Source organism: Dactylosporangium sp. NPDC006015 (assembly GCF_040614215.1).
GTDB lineage: Bacteria > Actinomycetota > Actinomycetes > Mycobacteriales > Micromonosporaceae > Dactylosporangium > Dactylosporangium maewongense.
In genome coordinates this window covers 1-14,480 of the sequence record NZ_JBEXUD010000057.1, presented here as the reverse complement: position 1 = coordinate 14,480, position 14,480 = coordinate 1, and the positions used below count along the sequence as shown (strand labels likewise).

Below are 14,480 nucleotides of genomic sequence, written 5' to 3'. Positions count from 1 at the left end.
CCGCCATGGACACCACACTGCTGCTCCTCGCCGACGGGCGGTTCCCCTCCGGCGGCCACGCCCACTCCAGCGGCCTGGAGGCCGCGGTGGCCGCCGGACGGGTCACCGGAATACCCGAGCTGGAGGCGTTCCTGCGCGGCCGGCTGGCCACCGCCGGCCCCGTGACGGCGGCCTTCGCCGCGGCCACCAGACAGGCGGCGGCCGAGGCGGTAGCCCTCGGCGCCGTCCTGGCGGAGCTCGACGCGGAGCTCGACGCCCGCACAGCCTCGCCCGCGCTGCGGCTCGCCTCCCGCCGGCAAGGGCGGGCGCTGCTGCGGGCCGGCCGGACCACCTGGCCGTCCCCGCTGTTCGCCCAGGTTCCGCACCACGCGGACGGCTGCCACCAGCCGATCGCGCTCGGGCTGACGGCGGCCGCCGCCGGCCTCACCACCGAGCAGACCGCGCTGGTCGCCACGCACGGGATCGTCACCGGTCCGGCCAGCGCCGCCGTACGACTCCTCGGGCTCGATCCCTATCAGGCCCAGGCGCTGCTGGCCCGGCTGGCCGCCACCTGCGACCGGGTCGCCGCTCTCGCGGCCGCCGAGGCGGGCGCCGCGCCCGCCGACCTGCCGGCGAACACCGCACCACTGGCCGACATCCACGCCGAAACTCACGCCACCTGGGAGGTGCGTCTCTTTGCGTCCTGACAGCCACCACGACTTGCGTCCTGACAGCCACCACGACGAGACCGTTCCGCACAGCCACCCGCACCCCGACGTCGACCCGCACGCACCCCTCACCGACGCCGCCGACGGAGGACGGGCGCTGCGGATCGGCATCGGCGGGCCCGTCGGATCGGGCAAGACCGCCCTGGTCGCCGCGCTGTGCCGGGCCCTCGGCGGCGAGCTGCGCCTCGGCGTGGTCACCAACGACATCTACACCACCGAGGACGCCGACTTCCTCAAGCGCAACGCGGTCCTGCCACCGGAACGCATCCGTGCCGTGGAGACCGGCTGCTGCCCGCACACCGCGATCCGCGACGACATCTCCGCCAACCTCGACGCCGTCGAGGAGCTGGAGTCCGTGCTCGGGCCGCTGGACCTGGTGCTGGTGGAGAGCGGCGGCGACAACCTCACCGCCACCTTCAGCAAGGGCCTCATCGACCAGCAGATCTTCGTCGTCGACGTGGCCGGCGGCGACAAGGTCCCCCGCAAGGGCGGGCCCGGGGTCACCGCCGCCGACCTGCTGGTCATCAACAAGACCGACCTGGCGCCCATGGTCGGCGCCGACCTGGCGGTGATGGACCGGGACGCCCGGGCCCGCCGCGGCGAGCTGCCCACGATCTTCCTGTCGATCGCGACCGACCCGCACGCCACCGCGGTCGCCGACTGGGTGCGCCATCTCGTCGCCCACCACCAAGCCCATCACCGTGCCCACCACCAAGCCCATCACCAGGCCCACCAAGAGGGCCGGCCGCACGCCCACGCCGCGACCGGCTGATGCGGGCGCACGCCAGGGTCGTCGCCGAGGCCGACGGCCGCGGCGGCACCCGGCTCGCCCAGCTCCGCGGCGAGACCCCGCTGCTGCTGCGGCGGACCGGCGTCGCCGCGGGCCTCGACGCCGGCTGGGCCACCGTGCACCTCGTCGGTGGCGCGGCCGGCCCGCTCGGCGGGGACGACCTGCGACTGGACATCGACGTCGGGCCGGGGGCGAGGCTGAGCCTGCGCACCGTCGCCGCGTCGATCGCCCTGCCCTCGCGTACGGGCGCACCCTCGCACCTCAACGTCCGGGTGACCGTCGCCGGCGGCGGGACGCTGCACTGGCTGCCCGAGCAGACCGTCGCCGCCGCCGGCTGCCGCCACACCACCGCCGCGAGCGTCGACGCCGGCGAGGGCGCGACGCTGCTGTGGCGCGACGAGCTCGTCTGCGGCCGGCACGACGAAGCGCCGGGCGACCTCACCGTCAGCACGTCGGTGACCTACGCCGGCCGGCCGCTGCTGCGCCAGCGGCTCGACGTCGGTCCCGACGCCGACGGCTGGGCCGGGCCGGCCGTCCTCGGCGCCGCCAGGGCGACCGGTTCGCTGCTGCACGTCCACCCGGGCGTGGCGCCGGGCGCGCCGCGCGTGCTCGGCCCCACCGCCGTCCGCGTGCCGCTCGCCGGGCCGGCCTCGCTGACGACGGCCACCGCGCCCGACGCCCATGCCCTGCGCCAGTACCTCTGCCTCGCCGCGCCGGAACCGGCCCCGGTGCCGCTGCTCCGGCCGCCGTGAGCGGGCCGCCCGGTGCGGGTGCGCCGCTCTGGCCCGGCGGTGTGGTACATCCAAGTGGTGCAGTACGTTTCCACGACGATGTGGTGAGCCGGTGTCAGACGATGCCGACGCGCGCCCCGGTGACGCGAGGACGTATCGGGACCGGTCCGGGTCGCCGGGGCCGATCCTGGTCTCCTACACCGGGGCCGAGCTGCGCGTCGCCGCCGCCAACGCGGCGTTCCGGGCGTTCGTGGGCAACGATTCCGTGGTGGGCCGCACCGCCCGTGAGCTGTTTCCGGAGTGGACCGGGCAGCAGATCATTCCCATGCTGGAGCGGGTCCTCGCCACGGGTGCCACCCAGATCGGGAAGGGCTGGCGCGTCCAGATCCGCGACGACGGCGACGGCGGCATGCGCGACGCCTACGTCGACTTCGTCGCGGAGCCCTGCCGCGACGCCGGAGGCACGGTCGTCGGGGTGACCGGCGTCGGCACCGACGTCACGGAACAGGTCCGGCGCCGGCGGGCCGAACAGCGCCGGGCCGCCGAGGCCGAGCGGCGCTCCGCGCCCGCCCGCGACGTGATCACCGGGCTGCAACGGCACCTGCTGCCACCGGGCCTGCCGGTGCTGCCGTCGGCGCGGATCGCGGCCAGCTACCTGCCGGCCGACGCCGGCGACGCCGCGGGCGGCGACTGGTTCGACGCCGTCCCGCTGGCCGGGCGCCGGGTCGCGCTCGTCGTCGGTGACGTGGCCGGGCACGGCGTCGCCGCCGCCGCGACCATGGGGCAGCTGCGCGCGGTGATGCAGGACCGGCTCGACGAGACCGGTGACCCCGTGGCCGCGATCGAAGCCGCCGACCGGCTGGCGTGCCGCGTGCCCGAGGCGCACGCCGCGACGGTGTGCGTGGCGGTCCTCGACCTGACCGGCGGCGCGCTGACCTACTGCACGGCCGGGCACCCGCCGCCGCTGGTGGTCGGCCCGGACACCGCCCGCTACCTGCCGGCGTCCGGCGCCGGTCCGCTCGGCACCGGCGCCCGCTTCGCGGTCGCGACCGGCCGGGTCGAGCCGCACGAGGTGCTGCTGCTCTACACCGACGGCATCATCGAGCGACCCGGCCGCACCCCGGCGGCCGCCACGGTCGAGCTGGCCCGGGTCGCCACCGACGCGGCCGCCGGACGAGGCTTCGACGCCCCCGGCGACTCCGTCGTCGACCGCGTCTGCACCCAGACCCTCGAGCTGCTGGTACGCGAGACCGGGCACACCGACGACGTCACCCTGCTCGCCGCGGGCCGCCGCGTCCCCGCACCACCGCTGCGGCTGCACCTGCCCGCGGCCCGGTCCACCACCGCCGTCCGCGACGCGCTGACCGCCTGGCTGGCCGCCCACGACGCCGGCGAGGACGACCGGCTCGCCCTCGCCCACGCGGTCGTCGAGCTGACCACCAACGCCTACGAGCACGCCCGGCCCGACACCGGCGACGCCACCGTCACCCTCACCGCCGACCTGCACGACGACGGCCGGGCGCGGATCGACGTCACCGACAACGGCCGCTGGCACGAACGGCCCCGCCCCGGCGACGAGCGGTTCCGCGAGGACCACGGACTCGGGCTGGCCATGACCGCCGCCTTCGCGGACCGCCTCGACATCCACCGGTGCGAGCACGGCACCACCGCCACGGTGCACCGCCGGCTGTCAGGCTCGGCCCGCCTGCTCACCGCCGACCAGATCAGCCACGGCGCCGTCCTGGCCGCGCACCAGGCGGCGGACCTGATGCGCATCGTCGAGCAGCCGGACTCGCCCGGCAACCGCATCGCCGTCCACGGCCCGCTCGACGCCCGCCACGCCACGGAGCTCCGCGCGGAGCTGGTCCGGCGCACGCTCGGCGGCACCCACCGGCTGACCGTCGACCTCACCGGCGTCACCCACCTCGCCAGCGCCGCCGTCGCCGAGCTGTACCGCCACCGTCAGGACGGATCCGGTCCGCTGCGGCTGTACGCACCCGCCGGCAGCACCGCCCACCACGTCCTCACGCTGATCAACCTCCCGCACACCACCAGCGACCCCGACCTGCCCGGCCCCGGCGGCGTCCACGGCTGAGCATCAGTCGAACGTGTAGATCTGCCTGCTCGACGTGTCGATGGTCTTGCCGAGCCGTGGCAGGAGCACCAGGGACAGGATCCCCAGCACCTCCAGCACCAGCAGCCAGACCGGCGCGGTCGGGTCCATGAGCAGGCCGATGGCCAGGGCCGCACCCGCGAACGCGAGGTACGCCGCCCCGAGAAGACCGACGACGAGGACAGCGGTCCACAGGCCGACGAGCAGCTGCCGGAGCGGGCGCATGCGGGCCAGGTCGGCGATGTTCAGCAGGACGATCGAAGCGGCCGCGGCGATGACCGTCCACCGTGAGGCGACGCCCCACCGCTGGTAGCTGAGCGCCTGGTCGAGGACGTACTGCCAGTCGACGTGGTCCACCTTCGTGACCGACTCCTCCTGACTCAGCTGCACGACGAAGCCGACCAGCTGCGCGACGGCGTAGGCGATCGCGATGAAGCAGGCGCTGCACACGACGAACTTCACGGTCGCGCGCTGCCGTTCGGTGCTCCAGTACAGCGCCGAGTCGCGCGCGGTCCGCAGCGCCGTCCTGCCGTGGCGTGCGGCCGCGACGGCGAACTGCTTCCAGGCGAGCAACGTCAGCACGGTGGTGAGCACGCCGATGAGCAGCGCCGGCACACCCAGCCACAGCAGGACGTGCATGACGACGTCTTGGGGGTCTGGCAGCTCCGGCATGCGACGAGTGTCGGCGTGCCCGATGGCGGTCGACATCCGTCCATCGGCCGGAACAGCGCTGTTGAGTGGAGGCTTCGTGTCGCTGGTGGCGACAGGATTGTGTCCGTGCGGCTGTTGTCCAGGGGCCCGGCCGCGCGGGGTCCCGCCTTCTTCCCGTGTCCGGATGCTGCAGCGATCGTATGATTCGGGAGTGGACCTTGGTGAGACGTCGATGTTGGGGGCGGTGCTCGGCGCGGTCGAAGACGCGGCGCCGGTCGACGCCGTGGAGGCGATCACCCGGGAGCTGGTCAAGGCCCTCGACGCGCGGTCGGCGTCGTTCCTGATCGCCGACCTGGGCGGCCGCGCACTGGTCCGGCTGGTGTATGCGCCGCAGGAGCACCCTGCGGGCCCAGACGCGGGCCGCCGCCGCGGTGACGAGGTCGCCACCGTGCTGCCGTTCGACGGCGGGCCGACGGAGCAGGCCCTGCGGACACAGACACCGCAGGTGCTCGACGGCGACGACGGGTGGACGGTGTGGGCGCCGGTCACGGAGCGCGGCGAGGCGATCGGCCTGCTGGAGCTGGTGCTGCCGGACGAGCCCGACCCGCGGGCGGTGCAGGAGATCGGCCGGATCGCGCACCTGCTCGGCTTCGTGGTGATCGCCAACCGGCGGCACACGGACCTGTTCGAGTGGGGGCAGCGCACCACACCGTTCAACCTCTCCGCCGAGATCCAGCGCCGGCTGCTGCCCGGCGCGTTCACCTGCGAAGCCGGCGCCTTCGCCCTGTCGGGCTGGCTGGAGCCGGCGGCCAGCATCGGCGGGGACACGTTCGACTACTCCCTGGCGCGCGACTCGCTGCACTTCAGCGTCACCGACGCGATGGGGCACGGGGTCGCGAGCGCGCTGACCGCCACGCTGGGCGTGGGCAGCCTGCGCAACACCCGCCGCCGCGGGCGGAGCCTCGTCGAGCAGGCCGAGGTCGCGAACGCCGCGGTGGCCGAGCACGCCTCCGCCGCGAGCACGTTCATCACCGCCGTCCTCGGCCGGATCGATCTTGCCGGCGGCGTGTGTACGTTGATCAACGCCGGACACCTGCCGCCGCTGCTGATCCGGGACGGGCGGGTCGAGCAGGTGCGGCTACCGCGCAACATCCCGCTCGGCATGCTGCCCGGCACGACGTTCGGCAGCGGCGAGCTGCGGCTGTCGGCCGGGGACCGGCTGGTGATCGTGACCGACGGGGTGCGGGAGCGCCGGGCCGCGCAGCTCGACCTGCCCGCCGAGCTGCTGCAGGTGGCCGGCCTGCACCCGCGTGAGGCGACCCGCGCCCTGGCCGACGCGGTCCTGCAGGTCGCCGGCCCCGTGCTCGCCGACGACGCCACGCTGCTGATCATCGACTGGTACGGCGAGCACGGCCAGAGCCGGCGCACCAGCGCCGGCGCCGACACGGACCGCGCCAGCGGGCCGCTGACCGACTGACCCGGCTGCCCCGCTGCCCTGCCTGCCATGGGGGTCCGTCAGCCGGTGTGCTGCACCAACTCGATGGTCAGGCCGCCCGGATGCCAGACCCGCACGGACCGGTACCCCCGCAGCGCGGCCAACCCGGCGTCGTTCCTCGCCCCGGCGACGATGTGGTCCTGTGTGGACACCGCGACGACCCACACCCGTCCGGTCCCGGCGAGGCAGGCCTTCGGGTCGGCGCACTCCCGGGCCCAGAACGCGCCGATCTGCGCCGCCGACCTGTCCAGGTAGACGTCCTTGGGCCGGGTGGCGTCGGTGCGCAGGTGGTAGTCCATCGTGCTGCGCAGCATGAACATCGAGCGGGCGCGGTCCGAGTCGCCGACGTAGACGATGCCGTCGCCCGGCCGCTGGCCGGAGCGGACGATACGCGCGGCGCCGAACCAGTTCGGAGGGGTGTACCACGGCCCGGCCGGGTAACGGTCCGCCTCATGGCCGGCCGGGCCGCGGATCGCCAGCTGGTCCGGCAGGCCGAGCAGACCGACGAGGACGGCGCCGGCGACGACGGCCGGAATGGCTGCCCGCGCGAGTGCCCGCGCGGCGAGGAGCGCGAGCGCCGGGAGCAGGAACAGCAGGTACCGCGGCCACCAGATCGGGGTCGACTGGGACACGACGAACCCCGCGATCGGCGGTGCCAGCACCCCGCCGGCGCACACCAGCAGGCTTCGCGTGCCACCTCGCCGCGACCCGGCCGCGGCCATGCCGACCAGCGCGCCGGCGACCAGCGTCGACGCCGTGACCATGGTCAGCGTCGGCAGGAGGTCGTGCGCCGCCGGCACCGGCATCCAGCCGATCTGGGTGGTGCGCTGGCGCCGGGCCACGAGGATCAACGGAGACAGCGCGGCGATGCCGAGGCCCGCCGCCGCCGGCCAGCGCAGCAGCCGCCTGTCCCGGTCGACGGCCAGCAGCCAGGCGACGGCGACGGCATGGCCGGACAGGAGCAGGAGCGCGACGAGATGCGCGTACCCGACCAGGACGAGGGCGGCCGAGTACCAGGCCCAGCGCCCCCAGCCCGGCCGGTCCAGGGCGCGCACGAACAGGTAGGTGGCCAGGGCGGCCGCCAGGGTGGCGAACGCATACGAGCGGGCCTCCTGCGCGAACCTGGACGTCGCCGGGATCGCCGCGAACAGCAGCCCCGCGGCGAGGCCGCCGCCGCCCCCGTGCAGGTGGTTGCCGGTGAGCGCGACCAGCGCCGCCGCGGCGGCCATGGCGAGCAGCGACGGGGTCCGCAGCGACGCGGCGGAGTCGCCGAAGACGGCGATCCAGTAGTGCATGAACAGGTAGTAGCCGCCGGCGACCGCATCCGTGTTGCCCAGGAGGTCGAACAGCTCCGGGACACTGCGGACGGCGGCGCTCCACGTCGCGATCTCGTCACGCCAGAGCCGGGGCGTCAGGTACCGGTAGCGACCCAGCCCCAGCATCACGAGCCCGGGCACGACCCAGAAGTAGTGGGCGGCCAGCAGCCGCCGCCATCGTGGGGTGACCGTCGGCACGCGCGGCTCGCCGGAACCGGCGGCACGCACGACCTCGCCGGTGATCGAGGCGCTGGTCAACGGATCTCCTCACTGCCGGCCCGGTGAGCCGGCAGTGACCCGGTCCCCGCCGGGCAAACGTCATCGCTTGCGTGAACCGCCGGGCTAGCGCCCGGAGGCTCACCCCGAGGTTCCGGCGCCGCAGCACCTCGGGACGCGGCCGGGCACCCAGCGGCGCCGGCCGGGAGGAGGAGGTGATTTCGCCCTGGCCCGTGCGTGAACCAGGACCGGCCGGGCAGGGGTACCGGACGCCGCACCGCCCCGCGTGGCCCGTCGATCCTCGGCACCCGGCCGTGGCGCGGCCTCGGGAAGGGCGTGTGATGGCGAGCGGTCAGGTCGTGGTCGGCGTCGACGGCACGGCGCCGTCGCTGGACGCCGTACGTTGGGCCGCGGCCGCCGCCCAGCGGCGGGACGGGTCGCTGCACGTCGTGCTGGCCTATCACTGGCGGGTGCCGGCGGCGTTCGCGCCGCCCGCCGACCTGGCTGAGACCGCGCAACACCTGGCCGAGATGCTCGCCGCCGACGCCGCCCGCGAGGCCGGGGCCGTCGCGGCAGGCATCGACGTCACCGCCGAGGCCGTGCTGGGGCAACCCGCCGGGGTCCTCATCCGGGCCGGCGAGGGTGCGGGGCTGCTCGTGGTCGGCACCCGCGGCCGCCACCGTGCCGTAGCCGCCGTGCTCGGCTCGGTCGCCCAGCAGGTGGCCACCCACGCCACCTGCCCGGTCGTGGTCGTGCGTGGCCGGCAGGACCCGTCCGGTGGCGTGCTCGTCGGTGTCGACGAGTCGCTGTCCGCCGACGGCGCGCTGGAGCTGGCCTTCGCCGAGGCCGCCCGGTGGCAGTGTGACGTCGTGGCGGTCCGGGCGATCGAGACGCCGATCGGGCCGCCGGCCGTCGGCCTGCCCCCGGTGCTGTACGACACGGTCGAGACCCGCCGGGTCCTGGAGGAAGCGGCGACCGCACGCGTCGCGGCGGCGGGGCAGCGTCATCCTCGGGTTCGGTGGGAGTTCCACGGCGTCGCCGGCGACCCGGCCGACGTGCTGTGTGACCGGTCGCGGCAGGCGCGGCTCGCCGTGGTGGGCAGCCGCGGCCACGGCGGGTTCGCCGGGCTGCTGCTCGGCTCGGTCGGGCTACGGCTGCTGCACCGCGCCGACTGCCCGGTGCTCGTCGCCCACCATCCGCCGGCACCGGCGCCCGGCGGGGCCGGACGTCCGGGAAACGGGTCGTCTGCCCTGTGCGACGGCGAAGGCCCGGGCAATGCTTGACGGTGTGGTCGAGGTCCCGCACGCATTGGAGGTGAGGGCAGTGTGTACCCCGCGGCAACTCCTGGCCGGAGCGCGGACGATCGCGGTCGTCGGAGCCTCCCGCGACCCGCTCGCGCCCGCGAACTGGGTGCCACGCATGCTGCAGGAGCACGGCTGGCGGACCATCCCGGTCAACCTGGAGGACGTCCGGCTGTTCGGCGAGCGGGTCTACGGCCGCCTGGCCGACATCCCGTGCCACGTCGACATCGTGAGCGTCTTCCGGCCCGCCGCCGACGCCCCCGGCATCGTTCGCGACGCGGCGGCGGCCGGTGCCGGCGCCGTATGGCTGGAGCCGGGCACCGTCAGCCCGGAGGCGAGACACCTGGCCGAGGCGGCCGGCCTCGGCTACGTCGAGGACCTGTGCATCGGCGCGGAGCGGGCGCTGAGCCAGATGGTCGTCGGCGGCGTGACACCGGCGCCTCCGGTGTACGAAGGCCCCGGTGTGCCGCCGACGCCGGTGCCTCCGACGCCTGTCCCCCCGACACCCGTGCCGCCGATGCCCGTGCCGCCGACTCCTGTGCCTCCGGCGCCCGAGCCGGTGGCGGGGGGCTTGGAGCCGCCCGCGCGGCCGGCGCCCGCACACGCGCGCTCGGCGGTGGCATGCCGATCGGCCCGGCAGGCGCGTCACCGGCCGCGCGGCCAGCGGCCTTCGGTCCGGCAGCGGTCGCTCCGGCGGGTCAAGGAGAGCCACGGCCGCATCGACGGCTACTACGACATCACCAGCGACCGCACCACCACCTGGCCGGACGGCCGGCGAGCGGGCGGCACCCGCGCCGGCCTGCTGCACGGCCGGCCGATGCGACGGATCTTCACCGCCTGGCTCGCCGACAGCGACCATGTGACGGCGCCCCGCCGAGCGGCGCCCCGGATCCGCCGCCAGACGGCGGCCGTCCTTTAGCCACCGGGCGGAGCGCTGCCGTCCCGGCCGCCACCGGCGGCTCCTACCCGCCCCGCGGCCGGCGACCCGTCAGCGCTCCGACTCGGCGGAGGCCCCGGCGGAGATCCCGGCGAAGACCGCGGCGAGGTCGACGAGACGGTTCGTGTAGCCCCACTCGTTGTCGTACCAGCCGAAGACCTTCACCAGGTGCCCGTCGGCGGCGGTAAGGCCGGCGTCGAAGACGCAGGACGACGGGTCGCCGATGATGTCCCGGGAGACCAGCGGCGCTTCGCTGTAGCGCAGGATCCCCGCGAGGGGGCCCGCGGCGGCCGCGGCGAACGCCGCGTTGATCTGCTCGGCCGTCGCGGGCCGCGCCAGCCGGCAGGTCAGGTCGGTCATCGAGCCGTTCTCCACCGGCACCCGAAGCGCGACACCCCCGAGCCTGCCGGCCAGATCCGGCAGGACCAGTCCGATGGCCTTCGCGGCGCCGGTACTGGTGGGGATGATGTTGACGGCCGCGGTCCGGGCCCGCCGCGGGTCCTTGTGCGGCGCGTCGAGGACCATCTGGTCGTTGGTGTAGGCGTGCACGGTCGTCAGGTATCCCTGCTCGATGCCGAACGCCTCGTGCAGCACCTTCGCCATCGGCGCCGCGCAGTTCGTGGTGCACGACGCCGCGGAGACCACGTCGTGCAGCGCCGGGTCGTAGGTGCCGCTGTTGACGCCGGGCACGATCGTCGCGTCGACCTCCTTGCCCGGTGCGGAGATGAGGACCTTCCTGGCGCCGGCCTTCAGGTGGCCCGCGGCGTCGTCGCGGGCGCGGAACCTGCCGGTGGACTCGATGACGAGGTCGACGTCGAGGTCCTCCCAGGGCAGGGACAGCGGGTCCTTGTGGCGGAGCACCTCGATGTACTGCCCGCCGACGGTCATGCCGCCGCCGGACGGGTCGACGTCCACCGCGGCGCGCAGGCGGCCGAACGTCGAGTCGTGCTGGAGCAGGTGGGCGAGCGTCGCCGTGTCGTAGAGGTCGTTGACCGCGACGACGGCGAGGTCGCCGCCGAGCATCCCGCGGTCGACGAGACAGCGGATGAAGTCCCGGCCGATCCGGCCGAACCCGTTGATGGCGATCCGGTATGTCATGGCGTCCTCCTGAGACCCCTGCCGTGGGACCGCGGCGGCCCCATCCGTCCCACCGTCGCCCCACGCCGCGCGTTCCGGCACGGGCCGAAGGTCATCACCCGGCAGGGCCATCGGCGGGCCGTGGTGAACAGGACCTTTGCCCCTGCCGGTTCCGGCGGCTCCCCGGGACCGTGGTGGGTGGCAGGTGACGTCGGACGATCGAGGAGCGCGCCATGGTGGCGATCCACTACACCGCCCGTGGCGCGGCGCCGCTGACCGGTGCGGTCAGCCAGTCGCTGACGCGGGCCACGTTCGCCGCGCTCAACGCGCCGTCGGTGCAGGAGACGCAGCCGTGGCGCTGGCGGATCGACCGGGACAGGCTCGCCCTCTACGCGGACTGGAACCGGCGGCTGGCCGACGCCGACCCCGACGGCCGGCAGCTGCTGATCAGCTGCGGTGCGGCGCTGCACCACGCCCGCGTGGCCCTCGCCGCCGAGGGGGTGGGCGTCGACGTGTGGCGCTTCCCGGACCCCGCCGATCCGGCCCTGCTGACCGAGCTGCGCTGCACCGGCCCGGTCGAGCGGGCGCCGCGGGCCGCCACGCTGCACCGCGCGATCGCGGTCCGGCGCAGCGACCGGCGCCCGTTCGCCGACGTGCCCGTGCCACAGGAGCAGCTGGCGGTGCTCGAGGCGGCGGCCGGGGCCGGCTCGTACACGCTGAACGGACCCGACCCGCAGCGCCGTGCCGCGTACGTCGTGATCACCGCGCCGGGCGCCGGGCCGGGTGACTGGGTCGCCGCGGGTGAGGCGATGTCGGCGGTCCTGCTCGCGGCGACCGCGGCCGGGCTCGTCTCGTCGCCGGTCGACGACCTGACGGCGCTGGCCGGGCCGCCGGAGCCCCCAGCAGGAGCCCCGGGCCCCGTCGCGGCGGTCCGGGTCGGCGTCGCGGGAAGGGTCGGCATCGCGCCGGCGCGGGCCGTCTCCACCTGACCACCCTCCCGCCGGGAGAGCCGGCGAGGGCCGTCTCCGCCGGCGGGTCGTCGGTGCCGCTACAGGGGCACGTGCCAGGCGACCCTGGTGCCGGGGGAGGCCGGCTCGACCGTGCAGTCGCCGCCCAGGTCGGCGGCCCGGGCCCGCATGTTCGGCAGCCCGTGCCCGGCCGGGTCGGCGGCCGCGGCGATGCCCCGCCCGTCGTCCTGCACGGTCAGCGCCAGCCGCCCGTGCGTGACCGCCACGGTGACCTGCACCGAGCGGGCGTTCGCGTGCTTGGCGACGTTGCTCAGCGACTCGCGCAGCACGGCGAGGAGTGCGGTGCGCTGCGTGTCCGGCACGGCCGTGTCGACCGGCCCGTCGATGCGCAGCGCGGGCCGGAAGCCGAGCGCCTCGCGGGCCTCGTCGGCCAGGTCGCGGATCTCGGTGCGGAAGCTGTGCGGGGCGGGTCCGCGCAGCTCGAAGATGGCGCCGCGGATGTCGCGGATGGTGGTGTCGAGGTCGGTGACGACCCGGTCGATGCGCTGCCGCACGTCGGGCTGCCCGGACAGCCGGGTGGCGCCCTGCAGCTGCATCCCGGCCGCGAACAGCCGCTGGATGACGACGTCGTGCAGGTCGCGGGCGATGCGTTCCCGGTCGCCGACGACGGCCAGCATCTCCCGCTCGTCCTGCGCGCGGGCCCGCTCCAGCGCCAGGGCGGCCTGCCCGGCGAACGTCTCCACCATCGCCAGCTCGAGCCCCTCGGCGATGGCGACGCTGTCCTTGCGGTACGCGACGACGAGCACACCGAGCGCGACGCCGCCGACCGCGAGCGGCACGAGCAGCGCCGTGCCCGTCGACAGCAGCACCGGCCAGTTCGCCGCCGACCCGAGGTCGGTGACCACCGACAGCTGCTGCCGGTGCAGCACCTCGGTGAACTCGCTGCCCGCCACCGGGATCGACCAGCCGGCCGCGTCGTCCGGTCCGCCGACGGCGACCTCGACCGTGAGCCGCTCGGCGGTGTCGTCGACGAGCAGCACCATCGCCAGGTCCGCGTCCGCGACGTCCAGCGCCCGGCTCGCGACGAGCTCGAGGGCCTCGGTCCGGCGTACCTCACCCAGCAGCACCGACGTGATCTCCGCGGCCGCCATGAGCCAGCGCTGCCGCCGCTCCGCCTGCGCGTAGAGGCGGGCGTTGTCGATGGCGGCGCCGGCCGCGACGGACAGCGCGGCGACGAGGTTCTCGTCGTCCTGCGTGAACTGCTCCCCGCCGCGCTTCTCCGCCAGGTACAGGTTGCCGAACACCTGGTCACGGATGCGGATCGGCACGCCCAGGAAGCTGTGCATCGGCGGATGGTTGGGCGGGAACCCGTACGCGCGCGGATGCTGGGTGATGTCCTCGAGGCGGATCGGGCGCGGCTCCTCGATCAGCAGCCCCAGCACGCCGTGGCCGCGGGGCAGGTCGCCGATCTCGGCGCGCTCGTCGGCCGTGACGCCGTGGTTGATGAACTCGACCAGCATCCGGTCGGGCCCGATCACGCCGAGCGCGCCGTACCGCGCGTCGGCGAGCTGGCAGGCAGCCCGCACGATCCGGTCCAGGGTGCTGTGCAGGTCGAGGTCGGAGCCGATGCCCACGACCGCGTCCAGCAGCGAGCGGAGCCGCTCCCGGCTGGTCATGACCTCGCCGACCCGGGTGAGCAGCTCCTGCAGCAGCGAGTCGAGGTCGACCCGCGACAGTGACGGCAGCGGCAGCGACGGCTGCCACGCGCTCTGCTCGCCGGTCACGGCTTCTTCAGCAGGCGGGAGGCGAGGACGGCGGCCTGGGTGCGCCGCTCGAGCCCGAGCTTCGCCAGCAGGCTGGAGACGTAGTTCTTCACCGTCTTCTCCGCCAGGAACATCCGCTCGGCGATCTCGCGGTTGGTCAGACCCTCGGCGATGTGCTGGAGGATCTTGCGCTCCTGGTCGGTGAGGTTCTTGAGCTCGTCGGGCTGCTCCGGGCCCTTGCGGATGCGCTCCAGCACCCGGGCGGTGACCGCGGGGTCCAGCAGCGACTGGCCTGCGGCGACCCGGCGGATGCCGTCGACGAGGTCGGTGCCGTGGATCTGCTTGAGGACGTACCCGGACGCGCCGGCCATGATCGCGGCGAAGAGCGCCTCGTCGTCGTCGTACGAGGTGAGGA

General features: G+C 75.1%; 12 protein-coding genes and 1 pseudogene. 8 read left to right on the top strand and 5 right to left on the bottom strand.

The window, feature by feature from the left end; all coding sequences use genetic code 11:
• The first annotated feature begins 5 nt into the window (after window positions 1–5).
• From ABZ321_RS50710 to ABZ321_RS50695, 4 genes are all read left to right on the top strand, one after another.
• Window positions 6–686, top strand: coding sequence for an urease accessory UreF family protein (locus ABZ321_RS50710; RefSeq protein ID WP_344505883.1), 681 nt, complete (start codon window positions 6–8; stop codon window positions 684–686).
• Window positions 687–699: 13 nt separating this feature from the next.
• Window positions 700–1,479, top strand: coding sequence for an urease accessory protein UreG (ureG, locus tag ABZ321_RS50705; RefSeq protein ID WP_344505882.1), 780 nt, complete (start codon window positions 700–702; stop codon window positions 1,477–1,479).
• A complete protein-coding gene (locus ABZ321_RS50700; RefSeq protein WP_354903586.1) occupies window positions 1,479–2,249 on the top strand; it encodes an urease accessory protein UreD in 771 nt (256 codons plus the stop codon). Before ureG ends, ABZ321_RS50700 begins: the two co-directional genes overlap by 1 nt.
• A 91-nt stretch (window positions 2,250–2,340) precedes the next feature.
• Complete coding sequence (locus ABZ321_RS50695) at window positions 2,341–4,323, top strand: SpoIIE family protein phosphatase (protein ID WP_354903585.1); 1,983 nt, start codon at window positions 2,341–2,343, stop codon at window positions 4,321–4,323.
• 3 nt (window positions 4,324–4,326) lie between these two features.
• On the opposite strand, the gene ABZ321_RS50690 is transcribed toward ABZ321_RS50695, so the two are convergent.
• A complete protein-coding gene (locus ABZ321_RS50690; RefSeq protein ID WP_344505879.1) occupies window positions 4,327–5,013 on the bottom strand; it encodes a hypothetical protein in 687 nt (228 codons plus the stop codon).
• 190 nt (window positions 5,014–5,203) lie between these two features.
• Here ABZ321_RS50690 and ABZ321_RS50685 point away from each other — a divergent pair, with 190 nt between their 5' ends.
• A complete protein-coding gene (locus ABZ321_RS50685; RefSeq protein ID WP_354903584.1) occupies window positions 5,204–6,469 on the top strand; it encodes a PP2C family protein-serine/threonine phosphatase in 1,266 nt (421 codons plus the stop codon).
• A gap of 38 nt (window positions 6,470–6,507) precedes the next feature.
• Here ABZ321_RS50685 and ABZ321_RS50680 read toward each other — a convergent pair whose 3' ends face one another.
• A complete protein-coding gene (locus tag ABZ321_RS50680) occupies window positions 6,508–8,061 on the bottom strand; it encodes a glycosyltransferase family 39 protein (RefSeq protein WP_354903582.1) in 1,554 nt (517 codons plus the stop codon).
• A gap of 299 nt (window positions 8,062–8,360) precedes the next feature.
• Between ABZ321_RS50680 and ABZ321_RS50675 the strand changes: the two genes are divergently transcribed.
• Both ABZ321_RS50675 and ABZ321_RS50670 read left to right on the top strand, forming a co-directional pair.
• Window positions 8,361–9,302 carry a universal stress protein gene (locus ABZ321_RS50675; RefSeq protein ID WP_354903581.1) on the top strand — a complete coding sequence of 314 codons (942 nt, stop codon included), beginning with the start codon at window positions 8,361–8,363 and terminating at the stop codon, window positions 9,300–9,302.
• 40 nt (window positions 9,303–9,342) lie between these two features.
• Window positions 9,343–9,708 (top strand): annotated as a pseudogene (locus tag ABZ321_RS50670) (CoA-binding protein); the annotation flags it as partial.
• Window positions 9,709–10,308: 600 nt separating this feature from the next.
• Here ABZ321_RS50670 and gap read toward each other — a convergent pair.
• Complete coding sequence (gap, locus tag ABZ321_RS50665; protein WP_354903579.1) at window positions 10,309–11,355, bottom strand: type I glyceraldehyde-3-phosphate dehydrogenase; 1,047 nt, start codon at window positions 11,353–11,355, stop codon at window positions 10,309–10,311.
• A gap of 212 nt (window positions 11,356–11,567) precedes the next feature.
• On the opposite strand from gap, the gene ABZ321_RS50660 reads away from it, so the two are divergent.
• Window positions 11,568–12,323 (top strand): hypothetical protein, encoded by a 756-nt coding sequence (locus ABZ321_RS50660; RefSeq protein ID WP_354903577.1) that lies wholly within the window; start codon window positions 11,568–11,570, stop codon window positions 12,321–12,323.
• Between the two features lie 59 nt (window positions 12,324–12,382).
• Here the strand turns inward: ABZ321_RS50660 and ABZ321_RS50655 are convergent, their stop codons facing one another.
• Window positions 12,383–14,047 (bottom strand): GAF domain-containing protein, encoded by a 1,665-nt coding sequence (locus ABZ321_RS50655; RefSeq protein WP_354903654.1) that lies wholly within the window; start codon window positions 14,045–14,047, stop codon window positions 12,383–12,385.
• 35 nt (window positions 14,048–14,082) lie between these two features.
• Window positions 14,083–14,480 (bottom strand): response regulator transcription factor (locus ABZ321_RS50650; RefSeq protein ID WP_354903575.1); only part of this gene is annotated, 398 nt, incomplete at its 5' end.

Coding starts and splice junctions, on each gene's coding strand:
- ABZ321_RS50710 (WP_344505883.1), top strand. CDS start 6: ATGGACACCACACTGCTGCTCCTCGCCGACGGGCGGTTCCCCTCCGGC.
- ABZ321_RS50700 (WP_354903586.1), top strand. CDS start 1,479: ATGCGGGCGCACGCCAGGGTCGTCGCCGAGGCCGACGGCCGCGGCGGC.
- ABZ321_RS50690 (WP_344505879.1), bottom strand. CDS start 5,013: ATGCCGGAGCTGCCAGACCCCCAAGACGTCGTCATGCACGTCCTGCTG.
- ABZ321_RS50675 (WP_354903581.1), top strand. CDS start 8,361: ATGGCGAGCGGTCAGGTCGTGGTCGGCGTCGACGGCACGGCGCCGTCG.
- gap (WP_354903579.1), bottom strand. CDS start 11,355: ATGACATACCGGATCGCCATCAACGGGTTCGGCCGGATCGGCCGGGAC.
- ABZ321_RS50660 (WP_354903577.1), top strand. CDS start 11,568: ATGGTGGCGATCCACTACACCGCCCGTGGCGCGGCGCCGCTGACCGGT.